Annotated in this window: 11 protein-coding genes; 6 read left to right on the forward strand and 5 right to left on the reverse strand. The window is 71.8% G+C overall.

Features of this window, described 5'->3' with window-relative positions:
- The 3 genes from ABD292_RS39860 to ABD292_RS39870 are packed head-to-tail and all read right to left on the reverse strand — an operon-like array spanning position 1 to position 4,075.
- Positions 1-1,767: a thiamine pyrophosphate-dependent enzyme gene (locus tag ABD292_RS39860; RefSeq protein WP_344216893.1), complete on the reverse strand. Its 1,767-nt coding sequence runs from the start codon at positions 1,765-1,767 to the stop codon at positions 1-3.
- A 17-nt stretch (positions 1,768-1,784) separates the two neighbouring features.
- Complete coding sequence (locus ABD292_RS39865; protein ID WP_344216895.1) at positions 1,785-2,648, reverse strand: MurR/RpiR family transcriptional regulator; 864 nt, start codon at positions 2,646-2,648, stop codon at positions 1,785-1,787.
- The gene (locus ABD292_RS39870) at positions 2,645-4,075 is read right to left on the reverse strand and encodes a glycoside hydrolase family 3 protein (RefSeq protein ID WP_344216897.1); all 1,431 of its coding nucleotides are present in this window, start codon (positions 4,073-4,075) and stop codon (positions 2,645-2,647) included. Before ABD292_RS39870 ends, ABD292_RS39865 begins: the two co-directional genes overlap by 4 nt.
- Before the next feature lie 87 nt (positions 4,076-4,162).
- On the opposite strand from ABD292_RS39870, the gene ABD292_RS39875 reads away from it, so the two are divergent.
- Entirely contained in the window at positions 4,163-5,698 is a 1,536-nt protein-coding gene (locus ABD292_RS39875) for a glycoside hydrolase family 10-like protein (protein WP_344216899.1), read from the forward strand.
- Between the two features lie 201 nt (positions 5,699-5,899).
- Here the strand turns inward: ABD292_RS39875 and ABD292_RS39880 are convergent, their stop codons facing one another.
- On the reverse strand, positions 5,900-6,550 hold the full coding sequence (locus ABD292_RS39880) for an FHA domain-containing protein (protein WP_020543670.1): 651 nt from the start codon (positions 6,548-6,550) through the stop codon (positions 5,900-5,902).
- A gap of 181 nt (positions 6,551-6,731) precedes the next feature.
- Between ABD292_RS39880 and ABD292_RS39885 the strand changes: the two genes are divergently transcribed.
- From ABD292_RS39885 to ABD292_RS39900, 4 genes are all read left to right on the forward strand, one after another.
- Complete coding sequence (locus ABD292_RS39885) at positions 6,732-7,853, forward strand: citrate/2-methylcitrate synthase (protein ID WP_344216903.1); 1,122 nt, start codon at positions 6,732-6,734, stop codon at positions 7,851-7,853.
- Positions 7,850-8,146, forward strand: a complete 297-nt coding sequence (locus ABD292_RS39890; RefSeq protein ID WP_344216905.1) for a DUF3017 domain-containing protein — start codon at positions 7,850-7,852, stop codon at positions 8,144-8,146. Before ABD292_RS39885 ends, ABD292_RS39890 begins: the two co-directional genes overlap by 4 nt.
- Positions 8,147-8,199: 53 nt before the next feature.
- Positions 8,200-9,414, forward strand: coding sequence for an NADP-dependent isocitrate dehydrogenase (locus tag ABD292_RS39895; RefSeq protein ID WP_344216907.1), 1,215 nt, complete (start codon positions 8,200-8,202; stop codon positions 9,412-9,414).
- 193 nt (positions 9,415-9,607) lie between these two features.
- Positions 9,608-10,642 (forward strand): polysaccharide deacetylase family protein, encoded by a 1,035-nt coding sequence (locus ABD292_RS39900; RefSeq protein ID WP_344216909.1) that lies wholly within the window; start codon positions 9,608-9,610, stop codon positions 10,640-10,642.
- Positions 10,643-10,673: 31 nt separating this feature from the next.
- Here the strand turns inward: ABD292_RS39900 and ABD292_RS39905 are convergent, their stop codons facing one another.
- On the reverse strand, positions 10,674-11,801 hold the full coding sequence (locus ABD292_RS39905) for a saccharopine dehydrogenase family protein (RefSeq protein ID WP_344216912.1): 1,128 nt from the start codon (positions 11,799-11,801) through the stop codon (positions 10,674-10,676).
- A gap of 182 nt (positions 11,802-11,983) precedes the next feature.
- Between ABD292_RS39905 and ABD292_RS39910 the strand changes: the two genes are divergently transcribed.
- On the forward strand, positions 11,984-14,197 hold the full coding sequence (locus ABD292_RS39910) for a serine/threonine-protein kinase (RefSeq protein WP_344216914.1): 2,214 nt from the start codon (positions 11,984-11,986) through the stop codon (positions 14,195-14,197).
- The last annotated feature ends 25 nt before the right edge of the window (positions 14,198-14,222 follow it).

Raw genomic sequence — 14,222 nt, forward strand, 5'->3', positions numbered from 1 at the left:
TCAGGGCTGGAAGTCGGGGTCGACGGTCACGTCCACGTCGAGCAGCAGGGGCTCCTCCCGGGCGGCCAGCGTGGGCACCACTTCCTCCAGCGCCGCCACCAGCCCGGCGTGGTCGTCCACCTTGCGCGCGGGGCAGCCGAGCGAGCGGGCCAGGGCGGCCAGGTCCACCTCGGTGAACGGCGGCCACGGGGCCTTGCCGCCTCGCTGGTCGGCCAGCCGGTCCATGATCGCGTACCGGCCGTTCGCCAGCACCAGGAACAGCGCGCCCACCCGGTAGTGGGCGGCGCTCCACAGGGCGTGCACGCCGTACAACGCCGAGCCGTCGCCTACGACCGCGACCACGGGGCGGTCGGGGAGCGCCATGCGCAGGCCGACCGCCGCGGGGAGGGCGAAGCCGAGGCCGCCCATGGCGGCCGACACGAACCCGAGCGGGTTCCTGGCGGGGACGAGCCGGTGCAGGTCGGGGCGCGAGGACGGGGTCTCCTCGACGAGCACGGCGTCGGCGGGCAGCCGCAGCGCCAGCTCGTGCAGCACATGCGCGGCCCGCAACGGCCGCCCGCCGACGGGCAGAGGAGGCAGCCCGGCCCCGTCCGCCCCGATGGCCGGCGCAGAACCCTCGACGACGGATGCCGCGTCAGGGGAGCCGGGGGCGGGGAGGAGGGCTGACAGGCGGGTGCACAGCGCGGCCGGCGACGCCAGGTACGCCAGGTCGGCCGCGCTTCGATGGGCCTCCGACGGGTCGTCGGTGATGACCACGACAGTCGTCCCCGGCGCGACCAGCGGCCCCGGCACGTACGGGTACTGCCGGAACACCGGCGCCCCCACCGCCAGCACCACGTCGTACGCCCCCAGCACGGCCCGCAGCCGCGCCCGGTCGGCGGGCAGCACCCCGGCGTACTGCGGGTGGTCCTGCGGGAACCCGGCCCGCCCGCCGAACGACTCCTGGAACACCGGGCACCCCAGCCGCTCCGCCAGCGTCACCAGGGACCCCCAGTCCGCCCCCGCCCCGGACACGATCGCCGGCGCGCGCGCCCCGGACAACAGCGTCACGAGCGGTGCGAGGTCGGCGTCGGCCACGCCGGCGGGCCGGACCACCCGCGTGGGCGCGGCGACCACGTCCTCGGCCCATTCGGCGTCCCAGTCGTCCATCGGCACCACGACCAGGGCGGGCCCGCGGCCGGTGACCGCCTCGTGGCAGGCCCGTGCGACGGCGCCGGGGACGTCCTGGGGGCGTACCGGCTGGTCCACCCGTACGGGGTAGTCGCCGGCCAGCCCGGCGAGCCGTCCGGCCAGGAACGGCTCCAGCGCCAGGTGCCGCCGGTCCTGCTGCCCGACCAGGATCACCAGCGGCGCCCGGTTGACCCGGGCGGTGGCGATGGCCCCGACGGCGTTGCCGAGCCCGGCCGTGGTGTGCAGCACGGCGAGGGCGGGGGCCTCGCGCCCGAGGGCGAAGCCGGTCGCCATGCCGACCACCGACCCCTCGTGCAGGGCGAGGACGAAGCGCAGGTCGTCGGGGAGCCCGGTCAGCAGCGACACCTCGGTGGAGCCGGGGTTGGCGAAGATCGTGGTCAGCCCGTGCCGCCTGAGCACGTCGAACGTGGCCTCCCTGACGGTGCCCACCGCGCCTCCCTGTCCCGCCGAGCCCATGCCCGCCCCACCGCCGTGGTACCACGCCAGTACCCGCCGCTCCACCTGACGGAACAGGGCCGACAGCCCGAGCCCGCCGGCCACGCCTCTTCGAGCTCGTGTCAGGAGATCACGGTGCAAGGGATCACGGTCGCTCCTCAGCGGGCGCGGTAGCGGTCGGTCGCCTCGCGGGTGGCCCGGATGGCGGCGTCGGCCCGGTCGTACGTGCGCTGCGCGAGCCCCACGAAGATGCAGTCCACGATCAGCAACTGGCTGATCCGGCTGGCCAGCGCCCCGGGGCGGAAGGCCGTCTCGCGCCCCGCCGACACCAGCGTGTGATCGGCCAGCTCGGCGAGCGACGAGCGCGGGTTGTTGGTGATCGCGACGATCGCCGCCCCCGCCTCGGCCGCGGTGCGGGCGGGCACCAGCACGTCGGGCGTCTCACCGCTGCAGCTGATCGCGACCACCACGTCACCGTCCTTGAGCAGGGCGGCGCTGGTCAGGGCCAGGTGGGCGTCGCTGAAGGGGTGGCTGGACAGCCCGATGCGCAGCAGTTTCTGCGACATGTCGGCGGCGACCAGGCCCGAGGCGGCGACGCCGTACACGTCCACCCTGCGGGCGGCGGCGATGGCCGAGACGACCTCGCCGAGCTGCTCCGGGTCGAGCTGGGCGGCGGTGTCGGCGAGCGCGTCCGACTCGGCCCGCGCGACCTTGGCGATCACATCGGTCAGCGGGTCGTCCGGGCCGAGGTCGCCGGGCACCAGCCGCTCGGGCTCCTTGGCGACGGCGGCGGCGAGGGCGAAGCGCATCTGCGAGTAGCCGGCGAAGCCGAGGGCCCGCGCGGTCCGTACGATCGTGGCCTCGCTGGTGCCGGACACCGCGCTGAACTCGGTGATCGTGCTCCGTACGACCAGCCCCGGGTCGTCGAGGATGATGCGGGCGATGGCCTGGGCCGCCGGGGTGAGCGAGGGCAGCACGGCCCGTACGGCGGCGACGGGGCTCGCCGGTTCGACGGCGCTCATCGGGTCAGCCGTTCGGCCGCGGCCTGGGCGGAGGCGCGGGAGATGCCGTGCGTGGCGACGTGCGCGGCGCCGGTGGGCGGGCCGGGGACGCCGGTGTCCACGACGATCGCGTCCGGCCGGGCCGCGACCGCCGCGTCCACGACGTCCCGCACCCAGGCGTGCCGCGCGGCGTCGTGCACCACCAGCACCACAGGCCGCCCGCCGAAGTCGGGCAGGGGGGCGTCACGGTCCAGGCGGATCTTGGTCGTGCCGGGCAGCAGCGCGGCCAGGGCGGCGGTGATGCCGGTCGGCGTGTCCGGGTCCACGGCCTGGCTGAGCCGGGTGTTGACCTCGACGACGAGCGGCGCCCGGTCGAGCCGGGCGGTCCCGGTCACGGTGAGCGCCGCGCGGGCGGCCGCGAGGCCGACGCCGGGATCGACGTCGGCGCGGGCGGCCTCGCGGTCGGCGGGGCGGGCGGCGTACCAGTCGGACAGCGCCCGCACCCGCCCGGCCGCCTCGGCCAGGCGCTCCTCGGGCAGAAGACCGTCCCGTACGGCGGCCACGACGGTGTCGCCGATCTCGCGCAGCCCGTCCTCGTCGACCACCCCGATGCAGATGGCGTCGGCGCCCGCGTTGAGCGCGCGCACGGCGATCTCGCCGGGCGAGGCCAGCGCGGCCACCGCCCGCATCTCGATGGCGTCGGTGACGACCATGCCGTCGAAGCCGAGCTCACCCCTCAGGAGCTCGGTCAGCGCGGCCCGGCTGAGCGTGGCCGGCGCGTCGGCGTCGAGCGCGGGCACCAGCAGGTGACCGGTCATGACGGACTGAACCCCCGCCTCGATCGCGGCGCGGAACGGCGGGAGGTCGCGGGCGATCAGCTCCTCGCGGGAGGCGTGCACGGTGGGCAGCGCCAAATGGGAGTCGGTGACGGTGTCGCCGTGGCCGGGGAAGTGCTTGGCGCAGGCGGCCACGCCCGCGCCCTGCACCCCCCGTACGAACGCCGCCGTGTGCCGGGCCACCAGGTCGGGGTCGGGACCGAACGAGCGGACCCCGATGACCGGATTGGCGGGGTTGGCGTTGACGTCGGCGGACGGCGCGTAGTCGAGGGTGATGTCCAGCTCCGCGAGCATGCGGCCGATCTGCCGGCCCACCCGCTCGGTGAGCCCGGCGTCGTCCACGACGCCCAGCGCCCTGTTGCCGGGGAAGGAGCTGCCCTCGCCCACTTCGAGCCGGGTGACGGTGCCGCCCTCCTCGTCGATGGCGACGACGACGCCGGGGTTCTCGGCGCGCAACTCCTTGACGAGCGGCGCTCCGATGGCGTTGCGTGCGAACAGCACGACGCCGCCGAGACCCTCGCCCAGCGCGCGGCGCAGCCAGTCGGGGGCGGAGGTTCCCTCGAACCCCGGGTGCAGCACCGCCAGCGCCAGTCTGTACAGGTCACGGCTCATCGGCATTTTCCTTCACGGTTGTTGATCTGAAGGTAATTTTCTGTCATCGTCGGCTTCGATACAACCACTTTCGAGAGGCCACCCCCCATGCCGAGCAGAAGGACTCTCCTGAAGGGTCTCGCCCTCGCGGCCGCCGCCACGGCGGTGCCGCTGCCCGCCTTCGCCGACACCGACGCCGCGTACGTGCCCCCGCTGCACCAGATGCGCGGCATGTGGATCGCGTCCGTCGTCAACATCAACTGGCCGTCCAAGCAGGGGCTCACCGCCGACCAGCAGAAGGCCGAGTATCTCGCCTGGCTGGACCTCGCCGTGCAGCGCGGGCTCAACTCGGTGTTCGTGCAGATCCGTCCGACGGCCGACGCCTTCTGGCCGTCGCCGTTCGAGCCGTGGTCGGAGTACCTGACCGGCAAGCAGGGCCAGGACCCCGGCTACGACCCCCTGGGCTTCGCCGTCGAGGAGACGCACAAGCGCGGGCTGGCCTTCCACGCGTGGTTCAACCCCTACCGGGTGTCGATGCAGGCCGACCCGGCCAAGCTGCACCCCGACCACCCCGGGCGCAAGCACCCCGACTGGATCGTGCCGTTCGGCGGCAAGCTCTACTACAACCCCGGCATGCCGGAGGTCAGGAAGTTCTGCCAGGACGCCATGATGGACGCGGTCACCCGCTACGACATCGACGGCCTGCACTTCGACGACTACTTCTACCCGACGAACACCACGGCCTTCGACGACAGCGCCGCCTTCGCCCAGTACGGCGCCGGCTTCCCCGACCTCGCCGCCTGGCGGCGCAACAACGTCGACCTCATGGTCCAGGAGATGCAGCAGCGCGTGCTCCAGGCCAAGCCGGAGATCGCGTGGGGCATCAGCCCGTCGGGCATCTGGCGCAACAAGGGCACCGACCCGCTGGGCTCCGAGACCAACGGCGGCCAGTCCTACGACAACCTGCACGCCGACACCCGCGGCTGGGTCAAGAAGGGCTGGCTGGACTACATCGCGCCGCAGCTCTACTGGTACATCGGCCAGCCGCCGGCCGACTACTCCAAGCTCGTCCCGTGGTGGTCGGACGTGGCGAGCGGCACCCGGACGCTGCTGTGGATCGGGCAGGCCGCGTACAAGGCGGGCGACCCCGCGCAGGCCGCCGAGTGGCAGGTGCCGGGCGAGCTGTCCAGGCACCTCACGCTCAACCGCGAGCACCCGGAGATCAGCGGCGACATCTGGTACAACGCCAACGACGTCAAGGTCGACAGGATCGGCTCGATCTCGACCGCGGTCAAGGACCACTACCAGCGGCCCGCGCTCGCGCCCGTGCTGCCCAGGCTGGCGGACGGCGAGCCGCCGCGCCGCCCGGTGGTCGCGTACGCGCTGCGCCGCTCGGGCGGCGTCGAGGTGCGGGCCGTCGCCACCGGCAAGGACGAGCCGTTCCTGTTCGCGATCTTCCGCTTCGACAGGCACGCCGCCGACGGCGCCTTCGCCGACGCCCGCAACCTGGTCGCGGTCGTGCCGGGCGACCGCCAGATCCGGTGGACCGACCCCGACGGCAAGCGCGGCGACCACTACTACGCCGTGGCGGTGGACCGGGCCAACCGGACCAGCAAGCCCAGCAACGGTTTCCGGGTCCTGTAAGCAGAACCGGCCGCGCGCTTCGCGGGCGTGCTCCGCGTACGCGCGTCGCCGGCCCGTACCTGAGCGGCGACGAGCACGGCGGGCGACGGCACCGGATCTCGTGAGGATCCGGTGCGCGGCGCTCGCCGCTGCTTCGACCCACGCCGTGGCTCCGAACGCTGCCGGAACCCCTCGCCGTAGCCCCGGTCGCGACGATCTCGCCTACGAAGCCCTGCGGCCCGCCGGTGACGGCTGCTGCTCGGCCGGGGCTCCCGATGACCGCTGCGGGGGGACCACAGGGGTCGGGCGTACCAGGCCGAGCGCGACGACCTCGTTGGCGAGGCGGGTGCGCCGGTTGGTGCCCTCCGGGATCCTGAACTTCTGGTAGAGCCGCAGCAGGTGCTGCTTCACCGCGGCCTCCGTCACGACCAGGTCGTCGGCGATCTCTCGCGCGGTGGCGGGGGCGACGAACGCCTCGTCCGACAGCGCCGGCCGGCAGAGCGAGGTCAGCACGTCGACCTCGCGCCTGGTGAGCTCGGGCGCCGCGGCCCTGCGCAGCTCGACCTCGGGGGTGAAGTCCTCACGGGGGACTCCACCGATGCGACCCCGCGCCGCGCCGAACGAGACGACGTCGCCGTCGTCAAGGACCCTCCGGGCGATCGGCCTGCCGTTCACCCGCGTGCCGTTCCTGGACAGTCCCAGGTCGACGACGTACAGGTAGGGTCCTCGTCTGACGAACTCGGCATGGAGTCGAGACACGCTGGGATCGGTGAGCCGGATGTCGACACCCCGGCCTCTTCCGACCGTCGTGATCTCGGGGCGCAACGGGATCACCTCACCGGTGTCCTCGATGCGTATGAACGGCCCCTCCACGGCAGTTCCTCCCCAGGTAGCCCGCCGTAACTATTACTACAGCTCCGGCTTACCCAAACGAGGGGATGGGGAATCGCCTTTGCCGAAAGGAGAATCGTACGCGAAATTGGTCTTGACCTTCGCGGCCGGTTTTGCCTGCTCACGGGTAGACTTCGCAGGGAGATAAGCGGAGGAAGCAGTCATGGCGGACAAGTCCACGAAAGGTCTCGCCGATGTCGTAGCCGCGTCCACAGCGCTGAGCGACATTGACGGAAAGGCCGGTCGCCTCTTCTATCGCGGATACGACATCCACGACCTGGCCGGCCGTGCCACGTTCGAGGAGGTCGCGCACCTGCTCCAGCGCGGCAGGCTGCCCGACCGCGCCGAGCTCGCCGCCTACTCCGAGTCCCTGGCGGCGGGGCGCGAGCCCGGCCCGCTGGCCGCGGCCAACATCGCCGAGATCGCCGGGAAGCAGACGCCCATGGAGGCGCTGCGCTCGCTGGTCTCGCTGGCGGCCGCCGACGACCCGGACAAGGACTCGACCGCGCACGAGGCCAACCTGCGCAAGGCCGCCCGCCTGACCGCCCAGCAGCCCGTGCTGGTCGCGCGCTACCACGCCGCCCGCACCGGGGGCAGCGTCCCCGACGCCGACCCCGAGCTGAGCATCGCGGGCAACTTCCTGCTCCAGGTCACCGGCCGCCGCCCCGAGCCGCGCCAGGCCGAGATCTTCGACGAGTGCCTGGTGCTGCACGCCGACCACACCATGAACGCCTCCACGTTCGCCGCCCGGGTGTGCGCCGCGACGCTCTCGGACATGCACTCCGCCATCGTCGCCGCCATCGGCACCCTCAAGGGCCCGCTGCACGGCGGCGCGAACGAGCAGGTCATGAAGACGCTGGAGTCGATCCCCGCCGACGGCGTGGCGCAGGCCGTACGTGACAAGCTCGCCGCAGGCGAGAAGATCATGGGCTTCGGGCACCGCGTCTACAAGACCGAGGACCCGCGCGCCACGCACCTGCGCAGGATGTCCGCCGAACTGGCCGAGGCCGCCGGCGACGACACGTACTACCGGATGTCCAAGGAGATGGAGGAGGTCGTCTTCGAGGCCAAGGGTCTCTATCCGAATGTCGACTTCTACGCCGCCTCGGTCTACCACTACCTTGGCATCCCGACCGACCTGTTCACCCCGGTCTTCTCGATCAGCCGCATGTCCGGCTGGACGGCACACGTCATCGAGCAGCACGCCGACAACCGCCTCATCCGCCCGGACAGCGAGTACATCGGTGAGACCGACCAGAAGTGGAAGCCGATAGACGAACGTTGAGCGCCAACGAACGTGAGAGCTGGGGGCCGTACCCGCTGATTCTGGCGGGTGCGGCCGTCGGGGTGTCCGTGACCTTCCTGGTGGACCCGCGCTGGGGCGGGTTCGCGCTCGGGGCCGTCATCATGGTCGCCGCCGCGCTGCGGTTCGCCGGCTACGCCGGTCAACTCGCGATCAGGAGCAAGAGGACCGACGTCACCACGCTGGCCGTCTTCGGCTTCGTGCTGGTCCTGACCTCGTTGCTGCTGGACGACGATCAGCTGAAGGCGATGATCCTGTCCCTTTTCGCCCGATGAGCTGGCCGTCCGATAGCCTCAACGCATCATTTCATCGAAGGGGAACCATTCGCATGCCCAAGATCAAGGTGGAGGGTCCGGTCGTCGAGCTTGACGGCGACGAGATGACCCGGATCATCTGGCAGTTCATCAAGGACCAGCTGATCCTTCCCTACCTCGACGTCGACCTGAAGTACTACGACCTCGGCATCGAACACCGAGACGCGACGGACGACCAGGTCACCATCGACGCCGCCAACGCCATCAAGAAGCACGGCGTCGGCGTGAAGTGCGCCACCATCACCCCGGACGAGGCGCGGGTCGAGGAGTTCGGTCTCAAGAAGATGTGGAAGTCCCCCAACGGGACCATCCGCAACATCCTCGGCGGCGTGATCTTCCGCGAGCCGATCATCATGTCGAACGTGCCGCGGCTGGTGCCGGGCTGGACCAAGCCGATCGTGGTCGGCCGTCACGCCTTCGGCGACCAGTACCGCGCGACGGACCTGAAGATCCCGGGCGAGGGCACGCTGACGCTGACGTACACGCCGAAGGACGGCTCCGAGCCGATCGAGCTCGACGTGTACGACTTCCCCGGCGCCGGCGTCGCGATGGCGATGTACAACCTGGACGAGTCGATCCGCGACTTCGCGCGCGCCTCGATGCGTTACGGCCTGGCGCGCAACTACCCGGTCTACCTGTCGACGAAGAACACCATCCTGAAGGCCTACGACGGCCGCTTCAAGGACATCTTCGCCGAGGTCTACGAGACCGAGTTCAAGACCGACTTCGAGAAGGCCGGCCTGACCTACGAGCACCGCCTCATCGACGACATGGTCGCCGCGGCGCTCAAGTGGGAGGGCGGCTACGTCTGGGCGGCCAAGAATTACGACGGCGACGTGCAGTCCGACACGGTCGCGCAGGGCTTCGGCTCGCTCGGCCTGATGACCTCCGTGCTGATGACCCCGGACGGCCGCACGGTCGAGGCCGAGGCCGCGCACGGCACGGTGACCCGCCACTACCGCCAGCACCAGCAGGGCAAGCCGACCTCCACCAACCCGATCGCCTCGATCTTCGCGTGGACGCGTGGCCTGGCCCACCGCGGCAAGCTGGACAACACCCCCGCCGTCACCGAGTTCGCGAACACGCTGGAGCAGGTCTGCGTCGAGACGGTCGAGGGCGGCCAGATGACCAAGGACCTGGCGCTGCTGGTCGGCGGCGACGCCGAGTGGCTGACCACCCAGGACTTCCTGGGCGCGCTGGACGAGAACCTGAAGAAGAAGATGGCCTGACGGCCACCCCGAGACGGAACGGCCTCCACCCCGCGGCGTGCCGCCGGGCGGAGGCCGTTTCGCATGGTGTGAGCCGGTACGGGCGCCCCCGCCGTCCGGCCTTGCCCAGTCTTGACGGTCACCCGGCGTGGCACAGTTGATCACCTGGGTAAGAGCCCCCTCGTAACAGTCGTGCGCGTCTCGGGGGGTTCGAATGCGACTGCGTTTTCTGGGCGGATTGGGGGTGCTCGCCGCCGCGACGATCCTGACGACGGGGTGCGACTCGCCGCCCGCCGACACCGTCAAGATGGCGGACAGCAAGGCCGACGCGGCCGCCAAGGCCAAGGCGAGCAAGGCCGCCAAGATCCAGCGCGCCGCCGCGGTCAAGGCCAACGAGCTGGGCCAGATCCCGGTCCTGATGTTCCACCGCATCGTGGAGAAGCCGGCCACGACCGACGACCGCTCGCCCGCGCAGTTCCGCGCGGACCTGGAACGGCTGGTCAGGGAGGGGTACGTGCCGATCACGGCCGCCGAGATGGTGGCCGGCAAGATCGACATCCCGGCCGGCAAGCACCCGGTGGTCCTGACCTTCGACGACTCCTCGCCCTCGCAGCTCACGCTCAACGAGGTGGGCGTCCCGCAGAAGGACACGGCGGTGGCGATACTCAAGGAGGTGGCGGCCAAGCACCCGGGCTTCCGCCCGGTCGCCACCATGTACATCACCCGCGACATGTTCGGCAAGACCGTGCGCGAGGAGCAGGCCCAGACGCTGCAGTGGCTCAAGGACAACGGCTTCGACCTCGGCAACCACACCCGCGACCACATCAACCTGCGCGGCCGCTCGCAGAAGGAGGTCGAGGAGCAGATCGGCACGATCGGCAAGCAGATCACCTCGCTGTCGGGCGTCAAGCCCACGACGATCGCGCTGCCGTACGGCAACCAGCCGAAGAACAAGAACTGGGCGCTGCACGGCCCGGGCTACCACCACGACGGCGCGTTCCTGGCCGGGTACACGCCCTCGGCGGCGCCGTTCAGCAAGGCGTTCGAGCCGGCCGGCATCCCGCGGATCAAGGTCATGGAGAAGAAGGGCGACTGCTCCCAGTTCTGCTCGGAGGCGTGGCTGGACTGGCTCAACAAGAACCAGGACATGCGGTACGTCTCGGACGGCGATCCGCGGACGGTCGCGTATCCGAAGTTCAAGAACCCGTACCTGCGCAAGACGTTCGCGACCTGGGCCCTGCCGTACTGACGGGGCCGTACTGACGGGGCCGTACTGACGCTCATCCCCGGGTGGTGAACGAGATGCCCGCGCGCACCAGCCGGTCGATCAGCGCCTGGCCCATCGCCGAGGCGGTGGTGAGCTGGCCCGCCCGCTCCGGCAGGTCGTCGAAGGCCAGGCACAGGGCCGACTCGCCGAGCATCTTGGCCGTCTCGTCGTAACCGGGGTCGCCGCCCGCGACCTCGGTGATCACCCGCTCGCCGCCGCCCTCGCCCAGGAACGTGACCCGGAACCAGCTCTTCGCCCGTTGCTCGGGCGACGGGCCCTGGCCGGGACGCAGGCGGGCGCGGAGCAGGTCGCGGGCCGGCGGGAGCGCCGCGGCCACCGCCAGCGCCCCCGCGCCCGCCGCCACCGCGAGGGCGCGGGGGAGCGTACGGACCGCGAAGTGCTGGCGGTAGGTGAAGTCGGGGCCGTAGCGGTCGAGCAGGCGGGCCGAGCGGCCCACGATCATCGGGTCGAGGGTGGGCATCGGCAGCGCCCAGCCGCCCACGTAACGCACGCCGCCCGCCCTGGAGCTGATCCTGCGGCCCTTCGGGCGGGGCTCGGCCGCGCGGCGCTGTGCGGCGGCCTCGGCCGCCTGGCGGGCCCGGCCCGCGACCGTGAGCACGGTCGACAGCGTGCCGCCTGACGGCCGGCCGTTCACCCGCAGGAAGCCGCTGACGGTGAGCGGGACGTTCTCGGGCAGCAGGCCGACGGTGTGGAGCACGCCGAGGTCCCACGGGATCGAGTCGAAGCCGCAGGCGTGCACGAGCTTGGCACCGGTGCGGGCGGCCAGGTCGTGGTGGCGCAGGTAGGTCCGGTCGACGAACTCGGGCTCGCCGGTCAGGTCGAGGTAGTGGGTGCCGGCCTCGGCGCAGGCGGCCACCAGCGGCTCGCCGTGGACGATGTACGGGCCGACGGTGGTGGCGAGGACCCTGGTCCGGGCGGCCAGGTCGGCGAGCGCGGCCCGGTCGGTCGCGTCGGCGCGCAGGATCGGCACGTCAAGCCCGAGCCGTTCGAGCTTGGCGGGATCGCGGCCGGCCAGCGCCCAGCGCGTGCCGGGCGGAGCGGCGGCGGCGAGGTAGGCGGCGGTCAGCGCGCCGGTGAAGCCGCTCGCGCCGAAGAGCACGATGTCGTAGGGACGGTCCATGATCCTCAAGCCTCTCCGCCGAGTCGCGCCCGCGCAAGGGCCTGCGTTACTCGGCAAATTGCCGGTTTTCGTGACAAAGTGTGGCGAACCGTGACGTCACGAACGGTTAACGGATCCCTGTGAAGTAGCTGGGCGTCGTAAAGTTTGCCTCGTTGGGATCGAGTAAACGTGGGGACAGACGAATGCCGCAGATCGCGCCACTGGTGGCCGGTGATCCCCCTCACCTGGGATCATTCCGGCTGTCCGGACGCATCGGCGAAGGCGGTCAAGGCATCGTTTACCTCGGTGTCAATGACGAGGGCGAGCGCGCGGCCATCAAGTTGCTGCACGTGAAATTCTCCGGCGACACCATCGCGCGCTCCCGCTTCGCCCGGGAGCTCAAGGCGGCGCAGCGGGTGGCGTCGTTCTGCACGGCGCGGGTGATCGAGGCCGACCTCGACGGCGACACGCCGTACATCGCGAGCGAGTACATCGAGGGCCGCTCGCTCAGGGAGCTGATCGAGACTGACGGGCCGCTGAGCGGCACCCCGCTCGACCGGCTCGCGATCGGCACCGCCACCGCGCTCACCGCCATCCACCACGCCCAGATCGTCCACCGCGACTTCAAGCCCGACAACGTGCTGATCGCCGCCGACGGGCCGCGCGTGGTCGACTTCGGCATCGCCCGCATCATCGACTCCACCGGCACGATCACCAGCCGGGCCATCGGCACGCCCGCCTACATGGCCCCCGAGCAGATCGCCGGCGACGACGTCGGCCCCTACACCGACGTCTTCTCGTGGGGGGCCACGATCGCCTACGCCGCGACCGGTCAGGCGGCCTTCGAGGGCAAGTCCATCGCGACCGTGCTCAACCGGATCCTCAACCACGAGGTCGACGTCACCATGCTGCCGGAGCCGCTGCGCGGCGTGGTGGCGGGGGCGCTGGCCAAGGCGCCCGCCGAGCGGCCCTCCGCCGACCAGATCCTGCTGCGGCTGCTCGGGCAGTCCACCGGCGTGGGGGCCTCCACGGCCGTGCTCACGCGCGGGGTGCAGGTCGCGGGCGACGACACCACGCCGTTCAGCCGGGTCAACGCCAGGTCCGTCACCGACCTGCCGGCCCGCAGGGGCACGGGCTCCCTGGTGCAGACCGAGCACGGCCCGCCCGCCCAGGAACCGCACGGCACCACCGGCCAGGGACAGCCCGGAGTGACCGGGCAGGGGCAGCACGGTGTCACCGGCCAGGGCCATGCCGGTGCTGCTGGCCAGGGCCATGCCGGAGTGAGCGGCCAGGGGCAGCCCGGCACCACCGGCCACGGCCATGCCGGTGCCGCTGGCCAGGGGCATGCCGGGGTCACCGGCCAGGGGCATGCCGGGACCACCGGTCAGGGGCACGCCGGCGTCGCCGGCGGGCGGACGCACGAGAGCCAGGCGGCGGCGTTGACCACTCCGCCCGTGCCGCGGACCGGCGACGTCGCCGGCGGGCCGGGCGAGGCCGGGCAACCGGCCTACCCCGCGCCCACCCAGCCGTCGTCGGCGCCCGCGCGCCGGCGCTCCCGGTGGCGGCTGTGGGCGGCCTTCGCTGGCGTGCTCGTGCTGGTCGCCGGCGCCGCGATGGTCGCCGCGATGAACGGCTGGCCCCTGGCCTTCCGCGAACAGGGCGCCGAGCCGACGAAGGCCGGGGAGCCGTCGTACGCGTCCGTGGTGGACAAGGTGGCCACCACCGGAAAGATCGTCATCGGCGTCAAGGGCGACCTGCCGGGCGTCGGGCTGCAGAACGGCGAGGCGTTCGAGGGCTTCGACATCGACCTCGCCCGGCGCATCGCGACAGGACTCGGGGCCAGGGAGACGGAGTTCGTCCGGGTCAGCAGGGACGACCGGCCCGCCGGGCTGGCGCAGGGCAAGCTCGACCTGGTCGTGGCGACGTACGTGATCGACGGCCGCAGCCCGTTCGCCGGCCCCTACTACCTGGCGCACCGCGACGTGCTCGTCCGCGCGGGCGGCGGCGTCGACGAGCTCGACGACCTGGCGGGCAAGCGGGTCTGCGCCCCCAGCAGCCCGTCCGTCGGCGAGGTCCAGGACCGCGTGAAGGTCAAGCCGGTGCTCGCGAGCAACTACGCCGAGTGCATGGACTTCCTGCGCACCGGCAAGGTCGACGCCGTCCCCGGCGAGGACGTGATCCTGGCCGGCTTCGCCAACCGCGAGCCGCTGCGCTACAAGATCCTGGGCGCCAAGCTCAGCAACGAGCGCTACGGCGTCGGCATCCGCCCTGGCGACGCGGCCACCTGCAAGGCGGTCAACGGCATCATCGCCGACCTCTACCGCAGCGGCGCCATGAAGGGACTCATCGACCAGTATTTCGGCAAGGTCGACTTCAAACCCGAGCTACGGCAACCCGCGATGGAAACCTGCGGATGACGAGCGGGTAACATCCCCAACGTCC

This window comes from Nonomuraea bangladeshensis (genome assembly GCF_039529455.1).
Lineage (GTDB): Bacteria > Actinomycetota > Actinomycetes > Streptosporangiales > Streptosporangiaceae > Nonomuraea > Nonomuraea bangladeshensis.

Excerpts from the sequence above, each read along its gene's own strand:
- ABD292_RS39865 (WP_344216895.1), bottom strand. The coding sequence starts at position 2,648 with ATGAGCGCCGTCGAACCGGCGAGCCCCGTCGCCGCCGTACGGGCCGTG.
- ABD292_RS39870 (WP_344216897.1), bottom strand. The coding sequence starts at position 4,075 with ATGAGCCGTGACCTGTACAGACTGGCGCTGGCGGTGCTGCACCCGGGG.
- ABD292_RS39875 (WP_344216899.1), top strand. The coding sequence starts at position 4,163 with ATGCCGAGCAGAAGGACTCTCCTGAAGGGTCTCGCCCTCGCGGCCGCC.
- ABD292_RS39885 (WP_344216903.1), top strand. The coding sequence starts at position 6,732 with ATGGCGGACAAGTCCACGAAAGGTCTCGCCGATGTCGTAGCCGCGTCC.
- ABD292_RS39895 (WP_344216907.1), top strand. The coding sequence starts at position 8,200 with ATGCCCAAGATCAAGGTGGAGGGTCCGGTCGTCGAGCTTGACGGCGAC.
- ABD292_RS39900 (WP_344216909.1), top strand. The coding sequence starts at position 9,608 with ATGCGACTGCGTTTTCTGGGCGGATTGGGGGTGCTCGCCGCCGCGACG.
- ABD292_RS39905 (WP_344216912.1), bottom strand. The coding sequence starts at position 11,801 with ATGGACCGTCCCTACGACATCGTGCTCTTCGGCGCGAGCGGCTTCACC.
- ABD292_RS39910 (WP_344216914.1), top strand. The coding sequence starts at position 11,984 with ATGCCGCAGATCGCGCCACTGGTGGCCGGTGATCCCCCTCACCTGGGA.